The organism is Pseudoxanthomonas sp. PXM03, assembly GCF_014852005.1.
Taxonomy (GTDB): Bacteria; Pseudomonadota; Gammaproteobacteria; order Xanthomonadales; family Xanthomonadaceae; genus Pseudoxanthomonas_A.
In genome coordinates this window covers 58131-84901 of the sequence record NZ_JACVAU010000006.1, presented here as the reverse complement: position 1 = coordinate 84901, position 26771 = coordinate 58131, and the positions used below count along the sequence as shown (strand labels likewise).

Annotated in this window: 19 protein-coding genes and 1 pseudogene; 15 read left to right on the top strand and 5 right to left on the bottom strand. The window is 66.0% G+C overall.

The window, feature by feature from the left end; genetic code table 11:
* Positions 1 to 68: 68 nt before the first annotated feature.
* Positions 69 to 983: a 4-hydroxybenzoate octaprenyltransferase gene (ubiA, locus tag IB223_RS18725; protein ID WP_192203301.1), complete on the top strand. Its 915-nt coding sequence runs from the start codon at positions 69 to 71 to the stop codon at positions 981 to 983.
* A 135-nt stretch (positions 984 to 1118) separates the two neighbouring features.
* Positions 1119 to 2837 (top strand): DUF11 domain-containing protein, encoded by a 1719-nt coding sequence (locus IB223_RS18720; protein ID WP_192203300.1) that lies wholly within the window; start codon positions 1119 to 1121, stop codon positions 2835 to 2837.
* 15 nt (positions 2838 to 2852) lie between these two features.
* Here IB223_RS18720 and IB223_RS18715 read toward each other — a convergent pair whose 3' ends face one another.
* Positions 2853 to 3557 (bottom strand): ComF family protein, encoded by a 705-nt coding sequence (locus IB223_RS18715; RefSeq protein ID WP_192203299.1) that lies wholly within the window; start codon positions 3555 to 3557, stop codon positions 2853 to 2855.
* Positions 3558 to 3618: 61 nt separating this feature from the next.
* On the opposite strand from IB223_RS18715, the gene bioB reads away from it, so the two are divergent.
* From bioB to bioC, 4 genes are all read left to right on the top strand, one after another.
* Positions 3619 to 4695, top strand: a complete 1077-nt coding sequence (bioB, locus tag IB223_RS18710; RefSeq protein ID WP_192203298.1) for a biotin synthase BioB — start codon at positions 3619 to 3621, stop codon at positions 4693 to 4695.
* A gap of 126 nt (positions 4696 to 4821) precedes the next feature.
* Positions 4822 to 6021 carry an 8-amino-7-oxononanoate synthase gene (gene bioF / locus IB223_RS18705; RefSeq protein ID WP_192203297.1) on the top strand — a complete coding sequence of 400 codons (1200 nt, stop codon included), beginning with the start codon at positions 4822 to 4824 and terminating at the stop codon, positions 6019 to 6021.
* Between the two features lie 60 nt (positions 6022 to 6081).
* Positions 6082 to 6858, top strand: coding sequence for a pimeloyl-ACP methyl ester esterase BioH (bioH, locus tag IB223_RS18700; protein ID WP_192203296.1), 777 nt, complete (start codon positions 6082 to 6084; stop codon positions 6856 to 6858).
* Positions 6855 to 7751 (top strand): malonyl-ACP O-methyltransferase BioC, encoded by an 897-nt coding sequence (gene bioC / locus IB223_RS18695; protein WP_192203295.1) that lies wholly within the window; start codon positions 6855 to 6857, stop codon positions 7749 to 7751. The genes bioH and bioC overlap by 4 nt, the downstream gene beginning before the upstream one ends.
* A 56-nt stretch (positions 7752 to 7807) precedes the next feature.
* On the opposite strand, the gene IB223_RS18690 is transcribed toward bioC, so the two are convergent.
* The 3 genes from IB223_RS18690 to IB223_RS18680 are packed head-to-tail and all read right to left on the bottom strand — an operon-like array spanning position 7808 to position 9851.
* Positions 7808 to 8236, bottom strand: coding sequence for a ketosteroid isomerase-related protein (locus IB223_RS18690; protein ID WP_192203294.1), 429 nt, complete (start codon positions 8234 to 8236; stop codon positions 7808 to 7810).
* Between the two features lie 47 nt (positions 8237 to 8283).
* Complete coding sequence (locus IB223_RS18685; RefSeq protein ID WP_192203293.1) at positions 8284 to 8892, bottom strand: YdcF family protein; 609 nt, start codon at positions 8890 to 8892, stop codon at positions 8284 to 8286.
* Positions 8889 to 9851 carry a pyridoxal-phosphate dependent enzyme gene (locus tag IB223_RS18680; RefSeq protein ID WP_192203292.1) on the bottom strand — a complete coding sequence of 321 codons (963 nt, stop codon included), beginning with the start codon at positions 9849 to 9851 and terminating at the stop codon, positions 8889 to 8891. The genes IB223_RS18685 and IB223_RS18680 overlap by 4 nt, the downstream gene beginning before the upstream one ends.
* A gap of 137 nt (positions 9852 to 9988) precedes the next feature.
* Between IB223_RS18680 and IB223_RS18935 the strand changes: the two are divergent.
* The 5 genes and pseudogenes from IB223_RS18935 to IB223_RS18655 form a co-directional block, all read left to right on the top strand.
* Positions 9989 to 10303 (top strand): annotated as a pseudogene (locus tag IB223_RS18935) (hypothetical protein); the annotation flags it as partial.
* Between the two features lie 823 nt (positions 10304 to 11126).
* The gene (gene mnmG / locus IB223_RS18670; protein ID WP_192203290.1) at positions 11127 to 13016 is read left to right on the top strand and encodes a tRNA uridine-5-carboxymethylaminomethyl(34) synthesis enzyme MnmG; all 1890 of its coding nucleotides are present in this window, start codon (positions 11127 to 11129) and stop codon (positions 13014 to 13016) included.
* A gap of 513 nt (positions 13017 to 13529) precedes the next feature.
* Complete coding sequence (locus IB223_RS18665; protein ID WP_192203289.1) at positions 13530 to 14282, top strand: class I SAM-dependent methyltransferase; 753 nt, start codon at positions 13530 to 13532, stop codon at positions 14280 to 14282.
* A gap of 123 nt (positions 14283 to 14405) precedes the next feature.
* Entirely contained in the window at positions 14406 to 15491 is a 1086-nt protein-coding gene (locus tag IB223_RS18660; protein WP_192203288.1) for a GNAT family N-acetyltransferase, read from the top strand.
* Positions 15472 to 16872, top strand: coding sequence for an FAD-binding protein (locus IB223_RS18655; RefSeq protein ID WP_192203287.1), 1401 nt, complete (start codon positions 15472 to 15474; stop codon positions 16870 to 16872). The genes IB223_RS18660 and IB223_RS18655 overlap by 20 nt, the downstream gene beginning before the upstream one ends.
* A gap of 160 nt (positions 16873 to 17032) precedes the next feature.
* On the opposite strand, the gene IB223_RS18650 is transcribed toward IB223_RS18655, so the two are convergent.
* A complete protein-coding gene (locus IB223_RS18650) occupies positions 17033 to 17269 on the bottom strand; it encodes a hypothetical protein (RefSeq protein WP_192203286.1) in 237 nt (78 codons plus the stop codon).
* A 246-nt stretch (positions 17270 to 17515) separates the two neighbouring features.
* Between IB223_RS18650 and IB223_RS18645 the strand changes: the two genes are divergently transcribed.
* The 4 genes from IB223_RS18645 (at position 17516) to IB223_RS18630 (ending at position 26702) form a co-directional block, all read left to right on the top strand.
* On the top strand, positions 17516 to 20227 hold the full coding sequence (locus IB223_RS18645) for a DUF11 domain-containing protein (RefSeq protein ID WP_192203285.1): 2712 nt from the start codon (positions 17516 to 17518) through the stop codon (positions 20225 to 20227).
* 258 nt (positions 20228 to 20485) lie between these two features.
* The gene (locus IB223_RS18640; protein WP_192203284.1) at positions 20486 to 20986 is read left to right on the top strand and encodes a hypothetical protein; all 501 of its coding nucleotides are present in this window, start codon (positions 20486 to 20488) and stop codon (positions 20984 to 20986) included.
* Between the two features lie 135 nt (positions 20987 to 21121).
* The gene (locus IB223_RS18635; RefSeq protein ID WP_192203283.1) at positions 21122 to 23293 is read left to right on the top strand and encodes a DUF11 domain-containing protein; all 2172 of its coding nucleotides are present in this window, start codon (positions 21122 to 21124) and stop codon (positions 23291 to 23293) included.
* Between the two features lie 226 nt (positions 23294 to 23519).
* Complete coding sequence (locus IB223_RS18630; RefSeq protein ID WP_192203282.1) at positions 23520 to 26702, top strand: DUF11 domain-containing protein; 3183 nt, start codon at positions 23520 to 23522, stop codon at positions 26700 to 26702.
* Positions 26703 to 26771 lie beyond the last annotated feature (69 nt).

Sequence of the window (26771 nt, the reverse complement as noted above, 5' to 3'; positions counted from 1 at the left end):
GGTTGGCCCACTTCGACGTGCAGGCGGGGGAATCGGGGGCTGGCGGCGGGCCTGCTACCCTTTCCGACATGACATACGAGCGTTTTGAAGCGGCTGCAGTACCGCGCTGGCGGGAGCGACTGGGGCAGTACTGGAAACTGGTGCGCGGCGATCGTCCGATCGGCGTGTTGCTGTTGCTGTGGCCCACGTGGTGGGCGCTGTGGCTGGCCTCCGATGGCGTGCCGCCGCTGTGGACGCTGTTCGTGTTCACGGCCGGGGTGTGGCTGACGCGCTCGGCGGGTTGCGTGATCAACGACTACGCCGACCGCTGGCTGGATCCGCAGGTGGAACGCACCCGCGATCGCCCTCTCGCGACCGGGGCTGTGAGTGGGCGCGAGGCGTTGCTGGTGTTCGCCGTGCTGATGCTGGTGGCCTTCGGGCTTGTGCTGACGTTGAACAGGCTCACCGCCTGGCTGAGCGTCGTCGGCGTTTTCCTGGCGGCGAGCTACCCGTACCTGAAGCGTTACACCTATCTGCCGCAGGTCTACCTGGGGCTCGCCTTCGGCTGGGGCATCCCGATGGCGTTTGCTGCCGTGCAGGGCGAGGTGCCGCCGGTGGCGTGGGTGCTGTATGGCGCCAACATCCTGTGGGCCACCGCCTACGACACCTGGTACGCGATGGTGGACCGCGAGGACGATATCCGGGCGGGGTCCAAGTCCACCGCGATCCTTTTCGGTGATCTTGATCTGGTCATCCAGGGCGTCCTGTATGCGCTGGTGCTGTTGGCCTTGTACCTGGTGGGAAGACAGGCGGCCCTGGGCCCTTGTTACTGGGCGGCCCTGGGAGTGGCCACGCTCCTGGTCGCGTGGGAGTTCGTCATGGCCCGCCACCGGGGACGGGAGGCATGCTTCCGGGCGTTCCTGCACAACAACTGGATAGGCGCGGCGATATTTGCCGGTCTGGCGCTGGATCTGTCGGTTCCGGGGGGCTGGTGGTCTTCATGATCCGCCGCGAAAAGCGTGATAGTTTTCTCATTTCCAAAGGGTGACATCACGTAACGCGTGACCATGGCGAAACATGACAGGGGGGCGGGAATCGCAGGGTTCCCTTCGATGAGGAGCGGGCGTTGGCTGGCGGGTATGTTGCTGGCCCTGTGCCTGGGCAATGCGGCCGCCCAGACGGTGCGCTGGGAGGACTACCGTGGCAATTCGCGTGTCGGGGCTGTCTACACTGGCCCGGCGGGTCGCCCCACGTTCGCGAACAACACCGGTACCGGCGCGGACCGGCTCAATGCACTGCGTGCGATCGCTGCGAACGCCGCCAATGCCGTGCGTACCGGCACCGCGACGGATATCAACTACCGGCAGGCGGATTACAACCTCTGCAGCATCGACAGCGCAGTGGCCAGTGCCACGTCCTGCGGCCTCCAGGCCATGGGTCGAGTGTCATACGCGCTGATCCAGTTCCCGCAGGCGGGCACCTACAACCTCAGCATTGCCCACGACGACAACGTCGAAATCGGGCTCTCCAGCGATTACGCCAACACCAACTACCGTTCGGCCTCGTATGACGTCCCCGTAGGGGTGGTCAACGACTGGACGGCGGGCGAGACCACGTACGCCACGCTGGGCAGCTTCACCGCGACGAATGCGAACAGCTGCGCGCTGGTGCGCGTCTACTGGCTCAACCATGGCGGCATCAACTTCGCTCGCCTGCGCTGGACGCTGCCGGGCGGCGGTACCGCGATCATTCCGGCGACTGCGTTCCGCGATCCGGGCGCGGCGGCCAGCGCGACCGGCTGCAACGGTTCCATCACCGGCAACGGCACCACCATCACCTTGAACAAGGCGCTGGGCGCCCCGCGCGCCGACGCGAGCGACCAGTTCACGGTCCAGATCGGCACAACGTCGGCGGCGGGCACCGTGCGCGAGGCCACCACCTCCGGCAGCGGCGTCGGTCAGCAGGCGAGCACCGGTGCGCTGCCCGTCACCACGGGCACGACGTATTACCTGCGTGACGTGATGGCGAGCGGGAGCGCGTCCACACTGGCGGGTGCCTATACCGCGTCGATCAGCTGCACCCGCAACGGCGTGGCGTTCACGCCCGCGGGTGCGGCCCCGACATGGAACGTCACGCCCGCCGCCAACAACCAGATCGTCTGCACGATCACCAACACGGCGCGGCCCATCCTGCGCCTGAGCAAGGAACTGCCCGACGGTCGCCTGCAGGCCACGGACCAGTTCGCGCTCACCATTGCCGGAACCGGTGCAGGGGCAGGCGCGGCGGTGACCACGACCGGCGCCACCAACACGCCCGCGCAGACGGCGATCGTCAGCCCCGCCACGGCGGGCAGCAGCTACACCTTCACCGAGGCCGGTGCAGGGGGTGCGAACCTGGCCGGCTACACCACGACCTATGCCTGCACCAACGCGCGCAGCGGTGGCCAGGCGCCCAGTGGCAGTGCTGCCTCGTTTGCGATCACACCGGTGGCGGGCGACCAGCTGGCCTGCCGCTTCCGCAACGTGCGGATTCCACGTGCGGACGTGTCGATCAGCAAGGTGGCCACGCCCGTCGCCGTCACCTCGGGGGATGTCGCGACCTTCACCCTGACCGCCATCAACAACGGTCCCAGTGCGGCTGATGGCATGCGGATCTTCGATACGCCCGGCAGCGGCCTGGCCTGCGCCGACCCGGGCCCCACGGCCAGCTGCGCCGCCTCCAATGGCGCACTCTGCCCGGGTGCCACCGTGCCGGTGGCCGACCTGCAGGGTGCCGGCATACCGATTGCCAGTTTTCCGGTGTCGGGCCAGATCGTGCTGACCCTGCAATGCCGGGTCACGGCCACCGGCGCGCCCTGACCTGCGGCGTGCCGGTCACGGCACGCGTGCGCAGACCCACGCATCCACGCGTCGCACGCCAGCCCTGAGCAGCGCATGTGCGGCGGCATGCAAAGTCGCGCCGGTGGTCATCACGTCGTCGACCAGCGCCACATGACCGGGCAGTGATGCAGTGTCTCGTGCGGTGAATGCACGAGCGAGGTTGCGCCGCCGCTGTTCGGCGTCCAGCTCCGACTGCGCCCGTGTCGACCGTGTGCGTTGCAACAGGTCCGTACGAAGGGCAAGGCCGAGTGCGGTGGCCAGCGGGCGGGCGAGTTCCAGCGCCTGGTCGTAGCCCCTTTCTCGCAGGCGCAGTGCATGCAGGGGCACGGGCACGATCGCCTCCGGCCTTGGCGCGGAAGCGAGGGCCCCGGCCATCAGCTCCGCCATCAGCTGCCCGGCGGCGAGGTCGCGGTGGAACTTGAAGCGTGGGACCAGCCGGTCCAGCGGAAAGCCGTATACGAATACCGCCCGGGTGTGCGTCAGCACGGGAGGCTGCCGCAGGCAGTCTCCGCATTCCCCGGAGGCCGGCATCGGCAATCCGCAGCGAAGGCAGGAAGACCTGTTCCATGGAAGCTGTTCGGTGCATGACGCGCATAGATCGATGCCGTTGGCACCACGTTCGCGGCAGACCAGGCAGCGTGGAGCAAGCAGCAGCGTGCTGGCCCATCGATAAAAGCCGTCAACTTTCAGAGCATCCATGCGGTTGACAGGGCGCAGCCCGGTTTCCAGACTTCTCCGACTCTAATTCCCCAAGGCCACCATGTCCTCTCACATTTCGAGCGATGCGCCGGTGATGCGCCACGACTGGCAGCGCGAGGAGCTGTTGGCCTTGTTCGACCTGCCGTTCCCCGAGTTGCTGCACCGGGCATCGGCCGTGCACCGCCGCCATTTCGATCCCGCCGAAGTACAGGTCTCGACCCTGTTGTCGGTGAAGACCGGCGGATGCCCGGAGGACTGCGCGTACTGCCCGCAGGCCCAGCGCTACGACACCGGCGTGAACGCGCAGAAACTGATGGATGCCGAACAGGTGCTGGCGAAAGCGGCGCAGGCCAAGGCGGCGGGTGCGTCGCGCTTCTGCATGGGCGCGGCCTGGCGTTCGCCGAAGGACCGCGACATCCCGAAGGTCGCCGAGATGATCCGCGGCGTGAAGGCCCTGGGCCTGGAGACCTGCGCCACGCTGGGCATGCTCAGCGGTGAGCAGGCACATGCGCTGAAGGACGCCGGGTTGGACTACTACAACCACAACCTGGACACCGCGCCGGAGTTCTACGGCGACATCATCCACACGCGCGAGTACCAGGACCGCCTGGATACGCTGTCGCATGTGCGCGATGCCGGCATGAAGACCTGCTGCGGCGGCATCGTCGGCATGGGCGAGTCGCGCGACCAGCGCGCCGGCCTGCTGCAGGCGCTGGCCAACCTGCCCGCGCATCCGGACTCGGTGCCGATCAACCGGCTGGTGCAGGTGGCGGGCACCCCTCTGCACGGGACGACCGAACTGGATCCGTTCGAATTCGTCCGCACCATCGCGGTCGCCCGCATCGCGATGCCGGCCTCCATGGTGCGGCTGTCGGCGGGACGCGAGGCCATGAGCGACGAGCTGCAGGCGCTGTGTTTCCTGGCCGGCGCCAATTCGATCTTCTACGGCGAGAAGCTGCTGACCACCGGCAACCCCGACACCGAGCGCGACCAGACGCTGTTCGCACGCCTGGGCCTGCGGCCGATGAGGGTGCAGGTGGAAAACGTGCACGAGCATCACAGAACCGATGCCCCGGGCAGCGGTACGGTGCATGCCGACATCACCCACCCTGCGCCGCACTGCGGCCAGGCGGCGTAGTCGGGGGAACGACAGGGGCAGGACGAAGGCCATCACGCCGGCGCGGGCATCGCGGACCGGCGCGTCGGCGTCGCCGCGTCCCGGTCGCATCCGTCGACGCGATCCTCCGTATCCGGTGCCGACACCATGACCCGCCCTGACCTGCACGACCGCATCCTTGCCCAGCGCCAGCAACGCGTGGCGCTGGCGCGCCAGCGCACACGCCGCATCGTCAGCCGGCGCGACGGCGTGCGCGTGGAGGTCGATGGCCGGTGGCTGACCGAGTTCAGCAGCAACGACTACCTGGGCCTGGCGCAGCAGTTCGAAGTGACCAATGCGCTGCAGGACGCTGCTGCGCGCGAAGGCGCGGGCGCGGGCGCGTCGCATCTGGTCAGCGGCCACCACGCCGCCCACGAAGGACTCGAGCGCGACATCGCGGAATGGCTGGGCTATCCGCGTGCGCTGTTGTTCGGCAGTGGCTTCCTCGCCAACCTCGCCGTGCAGCAGGCCCTGCTGGAAGACGGGGACGTCTGCGTGCAGGACCGGCTCAACCACGCCAGCCTGCTCGATGCGACGCGGCTGGCGGGTGCCAGGCTGCGGCGTTACCCGCACCTCGACCCGGAAGGCGCATTGCGCCAGCTCAAGCTGCAGGCGGATGGCGCAGCGATGCTGGTGACGGACGGTGTCTTCAGCATGGACGGCGACACTGCGCCGTTGCGTGCGTTGAGCCTGGTGGCGCGCATGCAGCAGGCATTGCTGTTCGTCGATGACGCGCATGGCGTCGGCGTGCGCGGGCCGGACGGCCGCGGCAGCGTGGCGGAAGCCCGGATGGGCGTGGCCGACGTGCCCCTGCAGCTGGTCACGCTCGGCAAGGCGCTTGGCGGTTATGGCGCCGTCGTCGTGGGCGAAGAGATGCTGATCCAGCATCTCGCTGAAACCGCGCGCCCCTACATCTACACCACCGCGCTGCCGCCGGCGCTGGCGGCGGCCAGTCGCGTCGCCGTGAAGCACGCCCGCCGCGACCACTGGCGCCGCGAGAAGCTGCAGTCGCTGGTGGATCGCTTCCGCAGCGGAGCCCAGCGCGCGGGCCTGCAGTTGATGGCTTCCGAATCGCCGATCCAGCCGGTGCTGTGCGGGAGCGACGCCAATGCGCTGGCCCTGTCCGCCGCGCTGGACAGTGCCGGTTACCTCGTACCGGCCATCCGCCCGCCCACCGTGCCGGACGGCAAGGCGCGCCTGCGCATCACCCTGTCCGCCCTGCACTCGCCGCAGGACGTGGATGGACTGGTGACGACGCTGGCGCGCTCATGGGATGCGGTACAGCGCGTGCACGGCGCCGTCGCCTGACGCGACGCGCCATCCCGTCCGCGTGATCCCGCCCCGGGCGGGATCGGCGACAATACGCACATGCATATCGAATCCCTCGGCAACGGCCCGTCCCTGGTGCTGCTGCACGGTTGGGCGCTGCATGGCGGGGTGTTCGCACCGCTGGTGCAGCGACTGTCCGACCGCTACACCCTCCATCTCGTCGACCTGCCCGGCCATGGCCACAGTCGTGGCAGCGACGTCGCGCTGACCCTGGACGCCACCGCCGATGCCATCCTCGCCAGCACGCCGCCCGCGGTGTGGCTGGCATGGTCACTGGGCGGGTTGTTCGCATTGCAGGCCGCCGCGCGGTCGCCGCAGGTGCGCGGACTGGCGATGGTCGCCTCCACCCCGCGCTTCGTTCGCGGCGACGCATGGACGCACGCGGTCGATGCGAGCGTATTCGCGCAGTTCGGCACCGATCTGCGCAACGATTACGCGGGCACGCTGGAGCGCTTTCTCGCGCTGGACACCATCGGCTCCGAACATGCGCGCAGCGAGTTGCGCACGTTGAAACACGATCTCTATGCGCGCGGCGAACCCGCGCCCGAAGCGCTGCAGGCGGGCCTGCAATTGCTGGAGCAATCCGACATGCGCGCGACGCTGCCCGCGCTGTCCGTGCCCAGCCTGTGGCTGGCCGGTCGCCGCGACCTGCTGGTGCCGTCGAAGGCGATGCGTGCGGCGGCAGCGCTCGCGCCGCAGGCGCACTTCGTCGAGATCGCCGGGGGCGGGCACGCGCCGTTCCTGGGGCACGCCGACCGGGTGGCGGAAGAAGTCGATCGCTTCATGCAGTCGCTGGCACAGGAGGTGGCGGCATGACCACCTTCGATCAGCGCCATATCCGGCGCGCCTTCTCGCGCTCCGCTGCCGGCTACGACGCGGCAGCGGCCCTGCAGCACGAAGTGGAAAAGCGGCTGATGGAGTCGCTGGACTATTTCACGCTGCGAAGAGGGCAGGACGCCTCAGCGCCCAGCGTGGTGCTGGACGTGGGGTGCGGCCCCGCACACGCGGCGGCGGCGATGCGCAAGCGCTGGCCGAAGGCGCAGGTGGTCGCGCTGGACCTGGCGTTGCCGATGTTGCGCGAAGCCAAGAAGCAATCCGGCTGGTGGAAGCCGTTCCAGCGTGTGTGTGCCGACCTGCGCGCATTGCCATTGGCCGAAGGGACGGTGGACGTGCTGTTCTGCAATCTCAGTCTGCAATGGGTGGACGACCTGCCTGCCGCATTCAACGGGTTCCGTCGCGTGCTGAAACCCGGCGGGTTGCTGGTGTGCTCGACCTTCGGGCCGGAGACGCTCCAGGAGCTGCGCGATGCCTTCGCGCATGCCGATGCCGTGCCGCATGTCAGTCCATTCCCGCAGATCGCCCAGTTCGGCGATGCGCTGATGATGGCCGGTTTCCGCGATCCGGTGCTCGATCGCGACCGCTTCACCTTGACCTACGACGACCTGCCGGCCCTGATGCGCGAGCTGCGCGCGATGGGCGCGACCAACGCCCTGCAGCATCGCCGGCATACGCTGACCGGGCGTGCGCGGTTCACCGCCGCTGCCAGCGCGTACGAACCGCTGCGGCGGGCAGACGGCAAGCTGCCCAGCACCTGGGATGTCATCTACGCACACGCCTGGGCGCCGCCGCCGGGTGCTCCGATCCGTGGGCAGGGAGAAGACATCGCGACGGTACCGCTGGCGAAGATCCCGATCAGACGCAAGCTGTAGGCGGGGCGTCCGCCCCGATCGCGCGCATCCGGCGCCACCGGGTGCACCCTGTGGAATCAGCCGCCGACCTGTGCGATCCAGTCCTGCAGGTTGTAGTAGTTGGTGACGCGCGCGATGCGGTCGTCGCGGATATCGAAGAACGCACCACCCGGCAGCATGTACGTCTGGCCGCTCGCGGCTGGCAGGCCCTCGTCGGTGTGGTGGTATTCGCCATGCACCACGTATTCGGCCGCGGCATGCTGGCCGTCCTGCGTGACCAGTACCACGATGTCGCGCAGCTGTTCGCGGTAACTGGCATTCATGCGGCCGAGGAAGGCGGCGAAGGCGTCGCGCCCGATCTCGCGTGCGCCCTGGTTGAGGTCGTGCACCACGTCGTCTGTCAGCAATGCGAGCATGCTCGCCCAGTCGCCGCGATTGAATGCGGCGTAGTAGCTGAGGACGAGTTCGGTGGCGCGATCCTGCCGGCGCGTGCCGTCGATCTTCATGGTGGATTCCCGGGGGGAGGGCGACGCACCGATGATACGCCAGGCCTTCAGCGTGGCAGGCGGTCGCGATGGAAGAAATAGACTTCCTGCAACAGGAAGCGCCAACGCGTGGCGAACGTGCGGAAGCGGCTGGTCGGCGTGGGCGAACCGACGGCACGGATGCCCAGGCCGCGACTGATCCGCAGCGCGCGCGCCATGTGCAGTGGATCGCTCACGATGATGACGCTGTGCAGGTTGTGTTGGTGCATCAGCAGGGATGCCTGGCGCAGATTCTCGTGCGTATTGCGTGACAGCGACTCGATCAGGATCGCTTTCTCCGGCACGCCCTGGCGCAACGCGTAGCGGCGCGCGACCTGCGATTCCGAGAAGCGTGCGCCCGAGCCGCCGTAGCCGCCGGTGAAGATCAGTGTCGGTGCCATGCCGCGCTTGTACAGATCGATGCCATGGCGGATGCGCTCCTCGAACACGGGCGATGGCTTGGCGTCGTAAGCGGCGGCGCCCAGCACGATGATCGCATCGGCACGCGCCGCATCGTCCCGCTGCCCCACCCACACGATGTAGGCCGCCACGCCGACCAGCCACACCAGGGCAAGCAACAGCAGGCGCCACATCCAGCCCGCAAGGCCACGCTTCGATTTGCGCCGCCGCGTGCTCATGCCGCCGCCTCCCAGGGAAGCGCATCCAGGTCGACGTTGCCGCCGGACAGGAGCACGCCGACCCGCTGCCCGGCGAAGCGCTCCCGGTGCCGCAGGATCGCCGCCAATGCGATGGCGGACGAAGGCTCGACTACCAGCTTCAGGCATTGCCACAGCAGCCGCATCGCGGAGAGCGTTTCGGCATCGGGCACGGTCAACACCTCCACGGCATGCATGCGCAGCAGGGCGAAGTTGGGTTCGCCGAGCGCACCGCGCAGGCCGTCGCACACGGTGTCGGGAACAAAGTCGACCTGCCGCTCACCGGCCGCCAGCGAATCGGCGGTATCGGCAGCCCCTTCCGGTTCAGCACCGAAGATGCGGCAGTTCATGGTCGTCGCGGCAGCGGTTATCGCGGTACCCGAGAGGAGTCCACCGCCGCCGACCGGTGCGACCAGGGCATCCAGCGGGCTGTGAGCGTTCAGCAGTTCCAGCGCTGCCGTGCCCTGGCCGGCGATCACGTGCGGATGGGTGTAGGGATGGATCAGGCTGGCGCCGGTTTCGGCCTGCACGCGCGCAGCCGCCGCTTCGCGGGCGGCTATCGTCGGCGCGCAGGTGTGCAGGTGGGCGCCATAGCGGGTGATGTTGTCCAGTTTCGCGGCATTCGCGCCCTCGGGCACGACGACGTGGCACACGATGCCGCGCGTCCGTGCCGCCAGCGCGAGCGCGGCGCCGTGGTTGCCCGAGGAATGCGTCACCACGCCACGCGCTGCCGTCGCGTCGTCGAGCGCCCAGACCGCGTTGCAGGCGCCGCGGAACTTGAATGCCCCCGTCCGTTGCAGCGGTTCAGCCTTGAAATGGAGCACGCAGCCCGCCAGGGCATCCAGTGCGCTGGAGTGCAGGACGGGGGTGGTGTGTGCGTGGGGGGCGATACGGGCGGCAGCGGCGAGGACGTCGTCGAAGGTGGGCAAGGGCATCGGCATGCAGAAAGGTTAACGCATCACCCGTCCACCAGACCTGTGTTGACGGGCTTTCCGCGCCCGGACGGAGCCGGAGGGGTTAAGCACTGATTCAATGCGCCGGGCAGATGCTGCAAAGGCAAAGTAACGGGGGTTCCGCCATGAAGCGCACATCTCTTTTCGCCATCGCGTTCGCCAGCCTGGCCTTGGGCGGCTGTGCGACCTATGACTACGTGGGTGATACCGCACCGGGTGGCTATTACCACGGTCGGCCCAGCACCCAGTACTACGATCCCTACGGCGGCTACTACGGTGGCGTCGGGTCGTATGGTGGCTATGGGTATGGCGGACCCTATCGTTACAGCAGCTATTACGGCTATCCGTACTACGGCTACTACGGGTCTCACTACCCCTATTACCCGCCGCACCACCATCCCCGGCCGCCGCGTCCCGGCGACAACACCCCCAAGCCGCCCGGCAACGGGGGAAGTGGCAACCGGCCGCCGCCGTGGCGGGACCCCACCGGTCGCTGGCGCGAAGGCGGTTCCCAGCCGATGGTCCCGAATCGTCCCGGCCAGGTCATCCCTTCCCCCAGCCAGCCGCGCGTGGGTGAAGGGGGTTATCGCCCGCCCCGCGTGATGCCATCGCCCAACCAGCCACGCGTGAGTGAGGGTGGCTATCGTCCTCCCCGCGTGACTTCTTCGCCCTCCGCGCCGCGTGCGGTCGAGCGGCCGCAACAGCGCATGGAGCGCCCGGCACCGGCCAGAGTGGAGCGTCCAGCGCCGCCGCCGCGACCGTCATCCGGACGCTCGGAGAATGCCACCCGTCAGCTGGAGCGCTGAAACAGCCCCCTGACGGGGTTCTTCCGTTGCTTTCCCCTCGCCGTCGTCGCAGGCTCCGAACAATCAGTTGACCGGTTGCGTCGCTTTCTGACGTAAGCGGCAATAAAGGTTCAATGTCGACGTCCGGTGGGGAAATCTGGATCCCCCCTGTTCCGGCCCTGCCGGGCGTCGGCGCCTCTGCAAAAAGCCCGGCAATGCCGGGCTTTTTCTTGTCTCTGCTATCCTGCGCGCATAAAAAAGGGGCCGGTAGTCCCCCGACTACCGGCCCCTCGGCATCCCCGGCGTGCGCATGGCTGGCCCCTGTTCCAATTACCAGCCCGGCGCCCCTGGTCGCTTGCCACGACGGGTGCACGGGAATACAGCAGGAAGCGTGCCAACTTTGCCCTCCCGGCATGCCGGATCCGCCCGACCCAATCCCATTGCCTGTCGACATCCGCGCAGGTACCGGACTCCCACGATGAATGCCAGCTTCCACCACTACGACGTCATCATCATCGGCGGCGGCCATGCTGGCACCGAAGCCGCATTGGCCTCCGCGCGTGCCGGCGCACGCACGCTGCTGCTGACCCACAACGTGGAAACCGTGGGTGCGATGAGCTGCAATCCGGCCATCGGCGGCATCGGCAAGGGGCACCTGGTCAAGGAAATCGACGCGCTCGGGGGCGTGATGGCATGGGCGGCCGACCGGGCCGGCATCCAGTGGCGCACCCTCAACGCGTCGAAAGGCCCTGCCGTGCGTGCCACGCGCTGCCAGGCCGATCGCGCCCTGTACCGCAGCGCGATCCGGCGCGCCGTGGAAGCGCAGCCGAACCTGACCTTGTTCCAGGCAGCCGTCGATGATCTGGTCATCGAGAACAACGTCGTGCGCGGCGCCATCACGCAGACTGGCCTGCGGTTCGATGCCGCGGCTGTCGTCCTGACCGCGGGCACCTTCCTCGCCGGCAAGATCCACGTGGGCGAAACCCAGTATGCCGGCGGCCGCGCGGGCGATCCTCCGGCCACCGCGCTGGCCCAGCGCCTGCGCGAAGGCGCGTTCGTCGTCGATCGCTTGAAGACAGGCACGCCGCCGCGCATCGATGGTCGCTCGCTGGACTATTCGGTGATGGAAGAACAGCCCGGCGACGATCCGCTGCCGGTGATGTCCTTTCTGGGCGACGTGGCCGACCATCCGCGCCAGGTGTCGTGCTGGATCACCCACACCAGCGAACAGACGCACGAGATCATCCGCGGCGCACTGCATCGTTCGCCGATGTACTCGGGCCAGATCGAAGGCATCGGCCCGCGCTACTGCCCGTCCATCGAGGACAAGGTGGTGCGCTTCGCCGAAAAGGCCAGCCACCAGATCTTCGTCGAGCCGGAAGGGCTGGATGTCACCGAGATCTATCCCAACGGCATCTCCACGTCGCTGCCGTTCGACGTGCAGCTGGCACTGGTGCGCAGCATCCGCGGCATGGAGAACGCGCACATCACGCGCCCGGGCTATGCCATCGAATACGACTTCTTCGACCCGCGCGGCCTGAAGGCTTCGCTGGAAACCAAGGCGGTCGCTGGCCTCTTTTTCGCCGGCCAGATCAACGGCACCACCGGCTACGAGGAAGCCGCCGCGCAGGGCCTGCTCGCCGGCCTCAATGCCGCGCGCTTCGTGCAGCAGAAAGAGGCCTGGACGCCGCGCCGCGATGAGGCGTACCTGGGCGTGCTCGTGGACGACCTCATCACGCACGGGACGAAGGAGCCGTACCGCATGTTCACCAGCCGTGCCGAGTACCGCCTGCAGCTGCGCGAGGACAATGCCGACCTGCGCCTGACGGAGACGGGTCGCGCGCTGGGACTGGTGGACGATGTTCGCTGGCAGCGCTTCGACGCCAAGCGCGAAGCCATCGCGCGCGAAACCGGCCGCCTGCGGGCGCTGTGGGCCACGCCCGGGAATGCACTGGGCCGCGAAGTGGCTGACACGCTCGGTGTGCAGGTCAGCCGCGAGACCAACGTGCTCGACCTGATCAAGCGTCCGGAACTGGACTACGCCAAGCTGGTGGCCGTGCCGTCGATCGGCCCCGGCGTGGAGGATGCGCGGGTGGCCGAACAGGTGGAGATCGGCGTGAAGTACGCCGGCTACCTGGACCGCCAGCGCGACGAGATCGAGCGCCAGCAGCGCAACGAATCCACGCCCATCCCGACCGGCTTCGATTTCGCCGGCGTGCGCGGCCTGTCCGCCGAAGTGCAGCAGAAGCTGGAGCGCGTGCAGCCCGAAACCATTGGCCAGGCCCAGCGTATTCCCGGCATGACGCCCGCCGCGATCTCGCTGCTGCTGGTACACCTGGAGCGTGCCCGCCGCACGCGGGTGGCGTAAACCGTTGCGTTCCGTTGCAGGAGCGACGCAAGTCGCGAGCGCACGCGTTCCGACATCCCGAACAGGGTCATTCTCGGCCGATGGCGCACTGTCGCCGAGAATCTGCGGTCGTGACTTGCGTCGCTCCTGCAGTGAGCGCCTATGCCTCGTTGGGGAGTTGCGTCTTCCGTGAAGTGCTTCGATATCTCGAATACTTTATCCAGGCGCCGCAATCAGATTGAATCGCCCCGGCTCCGGTCCATCTCCAAGCCGCACATCGCGCCCTGATGGAATCCCTGCCCGTTGTGGCCTGTGAAATTCCAGGGAGGGTTCACCGATAGCCATCGTAAACACGTGAACTGGCGCATTCGAGGTGAGCAGCCGAGTAACCAGAGTTACTTGTTGCGTGCCGCGTTGCTATCGAAGATGAATTTTCAATGATTCATAACAGACATCACGGTTTAACAACGCCGCGTTGTCCAGCATTCGCACCGCTGCATCGGGGTACACAACCTAGGCGCAAAGGAGTGGCACGTGAGCAAGGAATCGGCGAATCAGTTCGATCAGCTTGGCGCTCTCTACGAAGATCTGGCGACCTGGCCATTCCGCGAGCACATCGAGACACCCAGCGTCAAACATGCGTTGGGGGCGCTCGCGGGACTGGATGTGGTCGACTACGGATGCGGCAGCGGATTCTACGCACGCACCATGAAGGCCGAAGGCGCACGTCGTGTGGTTGGATACGATCTGGCGGACGGCATGCTGGACTACGCCCGCCGCTGCGCGGAGCGTGATGGCGTCCCCATCGAGTTCCGCTCAAGCCTCGGACCGGAATGCGAGGGTGCGTTCGATGTGGTGCTGGCGGTTTATGTGCTTCCCTACGCGACATCACGCGCAGAACTGGATCAGATGTGCGCCGAGATGATGGCGCCGCTTCGTCCTGGCGGAAGGCTGATCGCCCTGCCGATCCACGCGCGTTTCGAGCCTGATCCCGGCTATTACGCGGCATGCGGATTCACCCTGACGCCGGATGATCCGCTGCACCCCTATGAGGAAGGCGGTCGTTTGCGTCTGGATCTGCGTTACCGACAGTATGACGCGAGCGTGTATGCCTGGTACTGGTCCGAGGACGCCATCGGCGCAGCCCTAGGCAAGGCAGGCGCGACCTCCCTTCAATGGACGAATCCGGCGCTTGATGCGCGATATGGCACGGCCGACATGCCACAAGCGCTCCAGGCGTACGTCGAAAAGCCGCATGCCTCGATCCTCCAGTGTCGCAAGGCGTAGGGGCTGGACTCCGCTGATCGTCTGATCGCGCGTGCCGTCTGTTGACCCGGTATCGAGCTGGCCCAGTGGACTGTGGCCCGCTGCCGGAGGAACGGGATCGATGTCTTCATCGGGGGAGCTCCGATGTCCATTGAAGTGGAAATCAGGCAGTCGATCGATGCCGTCGAAGAGGAGGAGTATCGAACCTTCTTTCGAGCGAGCGGAGCATCGTTCTTCTACGACTGGCGATTCCTGTGCGCCGCCGAGCGCTCGCCGCTGTTGCCTGTCGATGCGACCTACTACCTCCTGGCAAGGGACGAAGGGAAGTTTGTCGCGTTCCTTCCGGCCTATGTGCAGGCAGTCGATTCCGTCGATCCTTTCGGGCTGCTTGCACGCACGGCCGGCATCGCCAGTGATCGTGGCCAGCAGGCACTCTTCAGCCATGTCATGCACTGCTTCGACAGCAAGGTCGTCTGCGTCCCGGGCACATCCGCGACCTGGGCCATGATCGCGGCGCTGAAGCGGTTGGCATCCGACATAGGCGTGCAGTACGTCGGTCTGCTGAATGTGGCGGAGGCGGACGCACTGAGGACGGCCGTCGGCGAGCAATTGACGATCCGTCACCTCGTCGACAGGTACTGCCTGGACCTGACCCGACTCGAGAGTTTCGATGAACTGGTTCAGACGCTTCCCAAAGAGGGGCGCCATGAGATGACGCGCCAGTTAAGAAAGTTCGATGCAAGCGATGGAACAGTGGCTGTCATCAGCCCTCCTTTCGACCATCGCCTCGAAGTGCTGACGTCGCTGTGCCAGCAGACAACGGCGAGGAATGGCACGCCGAAGTATTTTCCGGCCGACGCACTGGCGCGCTTCGTCAGGATCTGTGGAGATCTGGCGCGCATCGTCCTGGTTGAAGAGGCGGGTGCCGTTGTGGGCGGTCTGGTCTGCTTTCTCGACAGGAAGGTCTTCTGCATCTGGTCTGCAGGCATGCGCTATGACCTTACCGCCTACAGTCCCTACACCGTCAGTTTCGCCTGCGCATACGGATGGGCGATCGCGAACGGAATCGAGACCATAGAAGCGGGTCGCTTGAATGAGCGCATAAAAGTCCGGCTCGGACTCAAGCCGCTTCCCCTGTACTCGGCGACCAGCGAAGTCGTATGCGCGATGACGAGTCTCCCCAACGCCGGATGCTCACCAGGAGCGAGCCATGGAACTGCTTTACTCTAGGATCAGGCCAGACGACTTCCGTGCATTCTCCCGGTGCCTGGACGGTAAAGTCCGGTCCCGACATCATGCAGAGTATGCGGGCTGGCACTACGGGGCAGCGTGGAATGGACGTGGGTTCGAACGATATCCCGAGTACATCGTCCGCGCCTCATCCATTTCAGATGTCGCAAGGACGATAGATTTCGCGCGATCCCATGGCCTGGCGATCGGGGTGAAAGGCTCGGGGCACAGCTACTCCGGAAGCTTCCTTCAATGCGGAGGCATTCTGCTCGATCTGTCGTTGCTCAATGACCTTGAGATCCACGCCGAGCAAGGTACTGCCGTCATGGGCCCTGGTGTTACCAGTGCGCAGTTGAGCCGCTCATTGGCCGCCCATGAACTTGCCTTCCCGACCGGCCATGGCGGCGGTGTGGGACTGAGTGGTTTTCTGCTCGGGGGCGGGCTCGGGGTGAACTGCGATGCCTGGGGAGGCATGAGCACGTTCAATGTCCAGGCGGTCGACGTGGTGACCGCCGAGGGCCAGATTCTGCATGCCAACGAGTACCAGAACGCCGAACTGCTCTGGGCCGCACGGGGGGCGGGTCCCTGCCTGTTCGTCGTGGTGGTCAGGTTCTATATCAAGTGCTGGCCTGCGCCGAAGAAGATACTGGCGCGCAACTATCGATTCGATCCGAAGCACCTGGCCTCCGTGCTGCTTGCATTGTCGGGACGTGCCGCGGACAAGCGCATGCAGGTGATGGTGGCGCTTTCCGGTGATGCGGACCTGGCCGCGTCGCTCAGCGCGACTTCGTTCTGCGGTGACCATGATGAAACCAGGCTGCTGCATGCCGACCTTCTCTCGGCCGTCGCCGCGTGGACGGGCAGCGAGTTCGACGAGCAGGAGCTTCGCGGATTCCAGTCCATCTACGACAAGACGGACGAAGCCATGGTGTCCAAACGCTATCGTGCCGACAATGTCATGACCGATGACGCGGAGATGGCATCGCGCGTGCTGCTCGCCCGCTTTGGTGAGCGGCCGTCACGCGCCACGTTCTCGTTGCTGATCCACCGTCCGAAGCATCACTACCCGGATGCTGCCTTCTCGGTCGGTGGGAAGTTCTTCATCTCGACCTACGCGCAGTGGAACGATGCAGACGGGGACGCCTCGAATCGCGACTGGCTGAAGGCGCTCTATGACGAGTTGTCGCCGTCGTCGGCCGGACACTACATCAATGAAATGGATCTGGAAGAGCGGGCCGGGTCGGTGCCCAGGTGCTTCTCGGACGAGGCGTGGAACCGCCTGCAGGCACTGAGGCGCCGATACGACAGCGAAGGCGTCATCCCCGGCATACAGCACCCGCCATCCCGGTCAGCACACAGGATCCCGCCGAGAGAGGCATAGCGGGTGGGGCGTCTCGTTCGCAGGGTGGAATCACCACCGGGTTGGCGCCGAAGAATCCATTGCCCGTTCGCACGAACTCCGGATGGATCGTGCCGCTCCCCAGGCGCACGCTGCGCGCGAGGCTGGCCGTCACGCTCGGCCAGCAGTGTTGCCCGCCTGGCTATGGATGCCCGGGCGACAGGGTCTTGCTGAAACCCTCAGTGGCATGCACCACCGCTTCAAGCCGCTCGAATACCGCGAGTTGCTCCTCGGGCGCGGTGAAATCCAGCAGGCAGTTGGCTCGCGCGGCAAAGGCTTCAAGGCGGTCCTGCGGATTCTCCAGAACGAAGAACGCAGTGTGTTCCTGGATCAGTACGTCGACGAAGAGGGTCGTCCATCGTGGCGCAAGGTACATCACGTTGCGGGTTCCTGCGGATTGCGCGTTCTCCAGTCATGCCAGAGATGCTTTCCCGGGGGGAGCACTTGTTATTCGGAGTACGGGGCTGGATCAGGACATGGCGAGAGCCAGTGCGGGCACGTGATGTCCCTTCAAGGGGCCTTATCGCGAAATGTGCCTGTGTAGGTCGAGGTGGACCTTCATTGCCGGTGCGGATCCTGTTGTGGGCCGCCCGCGTGTCGAAAGAATCCAGTCGGGGATAGAGGAATGAATGTTTTCAGGCGGCTAGCGCTGTCGGCGGTGGTGAGCGCCGCGGTGGGTGTGCCGGTGGCAAGTCAGGCGCAGTCATGTCCGACGCCACCGGGCAAGGACGTGCTGCTGTTCGTGGACAACTCCAGCTCCATCACCAATGCCGAGTTCGACGAGGCGCAGCAGGCCATCGCCGGCATTGCCGCCAGCGTGCTGAGCCGCCCGGGCTACCGCCTGGCCGTGGTCAACTGGGGTTGCGAGGGTGGCAGGCGCACCACCCGCGATGGTTGCCGCGTCGACCTTGCGACCGGTTCGGCCATTCCGGGTGGGTGGTCCAGCAATCCCGCCGATTTCGCCTACGCCGGCAACAACAGCACCGCCAACCGGGTCTGCCGTTCGTTCGGCACCAACTTCGCCGGTTCCATCAATCGCAACAACTGCGGCGGTGCCAACTTCAGCGTCAACATCAACGACGACTATGCCCAGCATGGCCTGAAGATCCTGGAAGGCGTGCTGTACAGCGGCGGCACCACGGGAGGCAACGACAGCTACAACCAGCCCACGCTGGGGCCCTCCGCGCCTACCCAGCAGCTGATGCTGATCCACATGACCGATGCAGACCCGAACTTCGGGCGTTTCGATGGCACCTCGATCCGAGAAATGCCATCCACCGAAACCGCGCTCGGTTTCTATCACTACAGCAACCGCTTCAAGAACGTGCGCAACGCCGTCATCGTCGGCGTGGGTATCGATGCTGCCGCGGCCAACGCCGTGAACCGGGGAGAGGTGGCCGCATTCGCCAGCAGGGGCGGCACGGGCACCGACTACGACGCGGCACATCCCACAGCCATATCCACCCAGGCATTCGATACGGGCACGCCGCGCATTGCGTCGTACAGCGCGGCCTACAACGATGCGACCATCCTGAGCGCCGCCAATACCGCGTTCAACGCCACGGTGCCCGCCTGTGTGATTCTGCGCAAACAGAGCCTCTACGGCACCGGCAGCTTCGGTTTCACGGGTGGCACCAATGGCCTGCCTTCGGCCTTGACGCTCGATACGACGACCACCAATCCGCAAGCCGCCACTGGCGTATTCCTGTCGCAGTTCAATACGCCCACCAGCATCACCGAGACCATTCCATCGAACTGGTCGCTCTCTTCGATCGGGTGCGTCAATGCGAGCAATAGCTCAGTTCCGGTTACCAGCGACTTGGCGACAGGGCAGCTGACCATTCCGGCAAACCAGGTGGTTGCGGGCACGCAGTTGACTTGCACCTTTACCAACACCTACGTTCCGCCAAGCTTCGGCAGCTGCCCGGCGGATGCCTACATCACCCGCGGTGCTACGTCCACGACGGTCCGGCTGTACACGCTGGGCCTGGCCGACGGCACCATGACCGATCAGGGCACCAGCCCCGCGCTGGCCGACCAGGTCAATGCCATCGGCTTCCGGCAGCAGGACGGTTACATCTGGGGCTGGGGCACCGGCGCGGCAACACGCCGCCTGGTGCGCATCGGGGCCGGCGGGCAGGCCGACCTCCCCTACGCAACGGCGCCAGCCGGCTTGCCCACCTCGGCCAACTTCTATGCGGCCGATGTGTCGCCGACAGGCATCTACACCGCAGTCGACGACAATGGCGGGCGGTTGTGGTTCATCGATGTCACCACGAATGCGGTGGTGGGCGCCTCGGTTCCGGTGTCGATGTCGATGATCGGTACGGATATCGCCTATCACCCCACGGATGGCAATCTCTACACGGTGGCCTCGGGTGCCGTCATGCGCATCAACCCCTCGACGGGTGCCGCGACAGCCGTGGGCATCAGCCTGCCGAATGACGCTCCCGGCGGGTTCGGCGGCGTGTTCTTCGACAACCAGGGCACGCTGTACGCCTACAAGAGCAACAGCCCCGGCGGCACCGGCTTGGTCTACCGCGTGTTCAATGTCGATGGCAGCGGCACGCTGGCCTACGACCTGTTGTCCACGTCGTTGACGGCTACCAGTCTGGACGGCGCCCGTTGCCCGGTCGCGCCGCCGCAAGGCGCGCCGGCCGTCATCCTGCGCAAGACGACGATGGGCGGTTTCAGTGGACCGTTCGCGTTCGCAATCAACAACACGGTGGACACATCGGGCACGGTGACCACGACGGCCGCCGGCACGTCGGTGCAGGTGGACGGCGATGACAGCACGCCCGGCGTGCAGCCGTTCACCGTCGAGACCGCGGCATTGGGGCAGTCGCTGACGATCAACGAGGCCAACCTGCCTACTGGCTGGGGTCTCACCGGCGCTACCTGTCGGGTAGGCGGCAATGCCGTCGGTTCGCTGACAGACACCACCTACACGATCCCTGGCGCGTCGGTGGTGACGGGCGCGCTGTTCGAATGCGACTTCACCAACACGCTGCGGCAGACCGACATCCAGGTGGTGAAGACTGCGTCGCCGAACCCCGTGGTCAGTAACAATGTGGTGACCTATCAGATCGTGGTCACCAACAACGGTCCGCTGGCGGCCGATGGTGCGGTGCTGACCGACGTGGCCGGCGTGGGCCAGGACTGCGCCACGCCCAGCACCACCGCGACCTGTTCGGCCACGGGTGGTGCGAGTTGTCCGTCACCGACCGTGCCCGTCAGCAGCCTGATTGGCAGCGGCATCACGATTCCGACCCTGCCCGTGGGTGGTCAGGTCACCATTGGATTGCAGTGCACCGTCTCGGCCAGCGGTACGCCCTGATGCCATGCAGGGTCGCCTGACGCGTTCTCATCCTGTCGCGCGCTTCCACGTCATCGCGAGCAGAAGCGAGTCGGCCGCCTTGAGGTGGCCGACTCGCTTTCATGTGCAACCGCTGTCCTTTATTTGACGGTCGTCACGAATTCATTGGGCACTGACGTCACTCGGATCACGCAAAGGCACGCGCGTGATGTGAGCCGAGGTCAACGGTACGGGCGGAACGCCCGTGCTTCACCTTCACCCGAATCAAGGACTACACACATGATGTTGTTTCGTAACGCAACGGCGGGCCTGCTGATGGCGGTCGCCGGCCTGACGGCCGCCGCAGATGCCCGCGCCGAAAGCGGTTGCCAGTTCACCCAAGGCTACTGGCAGAACCGGGCACAGAACGCCGGCGACCTGAGCACGGACGTCTGGCTGACCCTTCGCTACCAGCCCTTCTACCTGTCGGGCTTTACCTATCAGCAGGTACTGCAGGAACCCTCGCGCGGCAACGCCTACTGGATCCTTGCCCACCAGCTCGTGGCCGCGCAGGCCAACTACACGCTGGGTGCCCAGACCCCCGCCCTGGTCTCGGACGCGCTGTCCCGCGCCAGCCAGCTGATGGCCATGTACACGCCGGCCCAGATTGCCGCCATGCCGAAGAGCAGCGAACTGCGCCAGGAAATGATTGCGGTGTCGCGCGTGCTCGATGACTGGAACAACGGGCTGATCGGCACCGGCACCTGCGACAGCAGCGGAAATCCGGGCGGCAACGACTGATCCGTGGTCTTCGATGCATCGCCGTTGGGGATGCAGTCGGCACGATGGCGCGCCCGGAGGAATCCAGGGCGCGTCGTCGTGCATGACGCAGTGGCGGGCCGGATCAGCATCCATCGGATGGATAAGGGAACCTGGATGAAGAACAGATTACTCGCGGGGCTGGTCACGCTCGTGTTGGCGCTGGGCGGTGGCGCGCCGACGCAGGCGCAGACCGTCGCGTTCGACCACGGCGGTGCATCGACCGCGACCGGTGCGGGCACGACCGGTACACCTGCCCTCACTTTCAACGTCGCTGCAGGGCAGAACCGCATCGTCTTCATCACGGCGGTGTTCGAGCGGGATCACTGCACGACGGATACCACCGAAACCTCCTCGACCTGTGTCGACGAGACCTCCACCAACAGCAATTTCGCATCTCCCGCCTTTGGGGCAACAGCCGGTGCGAACGTGCAGATCCAGTTCACCGTGACCGGGCCGGGAGGGTCGACGACGGTGACCAATCCGCTGGTACCCCCGGCCGGCGATCTCCGGTTCATCAATATTTTCGCCACGGCCCTGGCCGGTACTGGCGCCGATCGGGCGGCATATTCGCAGGAGGTCTACTTCGCTGCGCTCTACGAGTCGCAGCTGCGCTCCCTGTTGGGCGGTGCCGACAGTGGCACGCTCACCATCAGCCTGCCGAATGTGGACGCGCCGAATCGTGCGGGCGACGAAGCCCTGCTGTCGGCCATGCAGTTCAACCACGTAAGCCAGCTGGCCACCGGTAACCCGGGCACGGGCATCGTGCGGTCCCGCATCGATTCCGGCACCACCAACTGCGGCACCGGCCTGATCTACCTGCCGGGCACGAATGCTCCCGGCAACTGGTCGTCGTGCCTGAACGGCTACGACGCGGGCCAGGCACCGCTGAACGCGGGCGATGGCGTGTTGCTGGTAGGCATCAATGGATACGCCCGCAGCGGGCCGATGGACTTCGCCACGGTGGCGGGTTTCAACGAGATCCTGAGTCCCGCGGTGATCAATACGGACCCCAGCACATCGGGCGTGGCCGGCGCGCATTTCCTGGCCGCCACGGAATCCGACGGCCTCAGCACCTCGTTCCAGTTCGCCAGCGGGATACCCAGCGCCAACGTCACGATGCAATCGCAGAACGGCACGCTGACCTCTGCGCAGAGCACCTCGGGTGGCATGACGGCCAAGTTCACGCTGACACGCGCGCTGCTGGACCTGTCCATCACCAAGACCAATACCCCAGGCATCAACGGCAACGTCGATCAGGCGAACGATACGGTGGCGCCGGGAAGCACCACCACGTACACCCTCGTCGTCACCAACAACACGATCAACTACGCCGACATGGCGAGCCTGTTCGATCCCGCCACGACGGGGCTGACCAAGACGGCGGTAGCCTGTACGGCAACGACGGCGGGGGCCGTGTGTCCGTCTGCGGGCGACGTGACCGTGGCCGCCCTGGAGAGTGCGGGTGGCATCCTCATTCCGACCTTGCCGCCGAACAGCACCATGACGTTCACGGTCACCGCGACGGTGGCCGCAGGCGTCTCCCCCGTCACCAACACCGCGACGATCCGGGTGCCCGACGGCTATGTGGATGCGACACCGGCGAACAACACCGCCACGGATACCGATGCTTCGGTGACGCAGTTGACCGTGCGCAAGATCAGTATCGGCGGCGTGGACAGCTTCGGCTTCAGCGGCAGCAATGGCGTTGCGACACAGACGTTGACCACGACCACGGACGGGACACCCGTAGCGGGCGCCACGCAGGCGCTGACGGCAACGTCCACCGCCACCACCATCACCGAAAGCACGTCCCCGGCGATGTATCGCGTCACCGACATCACCTGCACCGGTCTGGGTGCGGCTGGCACGGCTACGACGGACCTCGCCGCGCGCACGGTTGCGCTGGATGCCGCCGCCACGGCGCCGGGCAGCGACATCGTGTGCACGTTCACCAATACCCTGCAGCAGGCGGATATCCGGGTGGTGAAGACGGCCTCGCCGGATCCGGTCGTCACCGGGGATGTGGTGACCTACCAGATCGTGGTCAGCAACAATGGCCCGCAGGCGGTCGACAATGTCCTGCTGACCGATGTGGCAGGGGCAGGGCAGGACTGCACCACACCCAGCACGACCGCGACCTGCCTGGCCGCAGGCGGCGCGAGCTGCCCGTCGCCAACCGTGCCGGTGAGCAGCCTGCTCGGCGCCGGCGTCACCATCCCGACTCTGCCGGTCGGGGGAACGGTTACGTTCGGCTTGCAGTGCAGGGTGACCGCCAGCGGCCTTTGACGTGGCACTGACCCCTCTGGCTCCCGGCGCCGGAGAGGTCCGCAAGGCGCCGCGATGTCCTTATGGGCACGGCGCCGCGATGTGATGTCCTGAGGGACAGTTCGAGTGCGATTTACCTCACCATCAATGTGACAAGCCGCGTTGCGGCCTGTCGTCCGGTGTGGCAGTTTGCCGCACGGTGCCGGGAGGCGCCGTGGCGACGCAGAGTTCGTCAAAGGGGGCGGTGATGGATGGAGTGATCGGGACTGCGGACTGGCGCGATCCCGTTCGCGGTGCGCGCGTAGTCGATATTACGCAGCTGCAGGAAAGTCGCCTCCCTCCGCACAGGCCATTGCAGGTCACCGGCCGCATGCTGTGCTGGCTGGCAATGGGGCTTTTGTTGTTGCTTGCGCCCCGCGAACTCTGGGCACAGGCGGCCAACCAGTGTTCCTTGGCCAACACGTCGCCCATCATCACTTCGCCAGCCAACACGGGCTGGCTCAACGACAATTCCACGGGGATCACCCATACCCCCACGCTCAACGGCAACCAGACCAGCACGCGCTACGGCATCCAGACCAATGGCGCCATCGTGATCGCCGGCGAGCTGCAGTGGAACAACCCTGCCGGTCTGAATTCGGGCCGGGCCACGATGGAGATCCTGGTGAACGGCGTGCGCTATGCCACCTTGTTCACCTCCGAAGCGAACGACGGCCCGTTCAGTACGACGGGCTCGTTCTGGCCGGACAACGGCTCACTGATTTCCGTCGACGGAAATGCGGAGACGGCCACGCAGCAGGCTTTCGCTGGCGATGCGACTTCGGTATCGCCGCGGACCTACCGCCCCTTCACCATCCGCCTGCCGACGACGGTCACGCAGGTCACCAGCGTGCAGTACGTCTACCGCTCCAACTACAGCGATGACACGACCGACGACGACATCCGCTTCCGCAACATCCAGATCAACCAGTGCAAGGCGACGCTGCGGTTGCAGAAGCAGATCGTGACCGGCCGAGAGAGCGGCACCGACCAGTTCGCCCTGTCCATTTCGAGTAGCGGATCGCCGTTGGCGAGTACCACCACCACGGGCACCGGCACCACCGTCAACACCGGTCTGGCAACCGTCGTGCCGTTCAATCCCGGCGTGCTGCACACCCTGTCCGAGGCCGCTGCCGGCACCACCGATCTGAGCGACTACACCTCGACCTACAGTTGCGCCAACGCCTCCAGTGGCACCGGGACGGTGCTGCCGAGCGGCACAGGCACCAGTTTCAGCCTGACGCCCGCCTCGGGCGATGACATCACCTGCACGATCGTCAATACACGGCGGCCCGTGACGCTGACGCTGACGAAGATCAGCCAGGGCGGTACGCGCGCCTTCACCTTCACCGGCAACAACGGCTGGACCAGCCAGACCATCACCACGACCACGCCTGGCGTGGGTGTGACAGGGGCGACCCAGACGCTCACCAATCCCTTGGTCGCCACCACGATCAACGAGACCCTGCCGTCCGGATTCCTGCTGAACAACGTGACTTGCACCGGCATGGGTGCAGGCGGCACGGTCACGCAGAACACGGGTTCGTTCACCCTCAATGCGGCGGCGGTCGATGCGGGCAACACCATCGCCTGCACGGTCACCAATGCCATACAGAGCCAGTCGGCGTTTCCGGGCTGCAGTTCGGAAATGTATCTGGCTCAATCGCCAAACGTGAATACCGACACGACGCTCTATGGTGTGAGTGCCGCAACCAATCCCATGACGTTTCCTGCGATCGGAACCGGCATCCACACGTACAACGCCATCGGCTTCAATCCGGTCGACAACTACATCTATGGCATCAACCAGGGCGGCGGTAGCGGGAATAATCTGATCAGGATCGGTGCGGATGGAAGCTCCCTTCTGCTGGGACCCGTCGCCGGACTGGGCTTGGACAACTGGATCAACGGCACGATGTCGCCCGACGGTACGCTCTATGTGTTGGGAGGCGGGGGTTCGTCGAACCTTCGCGCGATCAACGTGCAGACCAACACGTCGACGCTGATTACGCTTTCGACCGGCGTGAATTCCAGCGATTTCGCGTGGATTGGCGGATTGATCTACACCGTGGAGAGCAATGGGCAACTTCGCTCGATCAATCCTGCCACGGGACAGGTCACGAGTATCGGGACACCCCAGGGCGCGATTGTCATGGGGGCCATGTTCGGCTCGCCCACGGGATTGTTCGGCAGCGACAACAACGGCGGCTTCTACCGGATCGACCTGGCGACCGGCGCGCGTACGTTGATTTCCGGATCGCCGTCCGCGGGCCAGAACGATGGTGCGAACTGTCCGACGGCACCGATCACCTTCGATGCCGACCTGTCGGTCACCAAAACCAACACGCCGGCGTCCGGGCCGAATGATCTGACCGGTGACGGCTATATGCCGGGCCAGGCGCGCACCTACAGTGTCGTGGTGACGAACAGCGGACCGTTCGGAGCGCAGAACATCACGGTGAGCGATCCGATACCCGCCGGTATCGATGGCGCAACCATGAGCTGGACCTGTGCATCCACCTCCGGCGGTGCGGTGTGCGGCGCGCCCAGCGGGACCGGTGCGCTGAACGACACGGGGCTGGACCTGCCCGCCGGCGCGGTGGCTACGTACCTGGTGACGATGACGGTGCCTGCCGGCTTCACCGGCAACCTCACCAACACCGTGACCATTACGCCCCCCCTCATGGTCAACGACAGCAATGCCGCGAACAACACGGCGGCGGATGTGGATCAGTCCGTACCGCGACTGGTGATCCGCAAGATCAGTGTGGGTGGCGTGGACAGCTTCGGCTTCAGCGGCACCAATGGCGTACAGACCCAGACGCTCACCACCACCACGGCCGGTACGCCGATCAGTGGCGCGGTGCAGATGCTGACCGCGGCATCCACTGCCACCACCATCACCGAGAGTACTTCCCCTGTGGCATACCAGGTCACCGACATCGCCTGTACCGGGCTTGGTGCAGGCGGCACGGCCACGCCGGACCTGGCCAACCGCACGGTGGTGCTGGATGCGGCGGCGACTGCGGTGGGCGCCAGCATCGAGTGCACCTTCACCAATACCCTGCGCCAGGCGGACATCCAGGTGGTCAAGACCGCATCACCGGACCCGGTGGTCACCGGGGAGGTGGTGACCTACCAGATCGTGGTCAGCAATAACGGTCCGCTGGCAGCTGACGGCGCGGTGCTGACCGATGTGGCCGGTGCCGGGCAGGACTGCGCCACGCCCAGCACGACCGCGATCTGCGCCGCGACAGGCGGCGCCAGCTGTCCCTCGCCGACAGTGCCGGTGAGCAATTTGTTGGGCAGCGGCATCACGCTCCCCGTCCTTCCGGCGGGGGGGCAGGTCACCGTCACCTTGCAATGCACGGTGACAGCGAGCGGCCTGTGAGCGCCGGTGCGTATTGCCGACAGCGGGCGCTCGCTGGACCGCACCGCGCGGTCCAGGCGAGAACGGGTC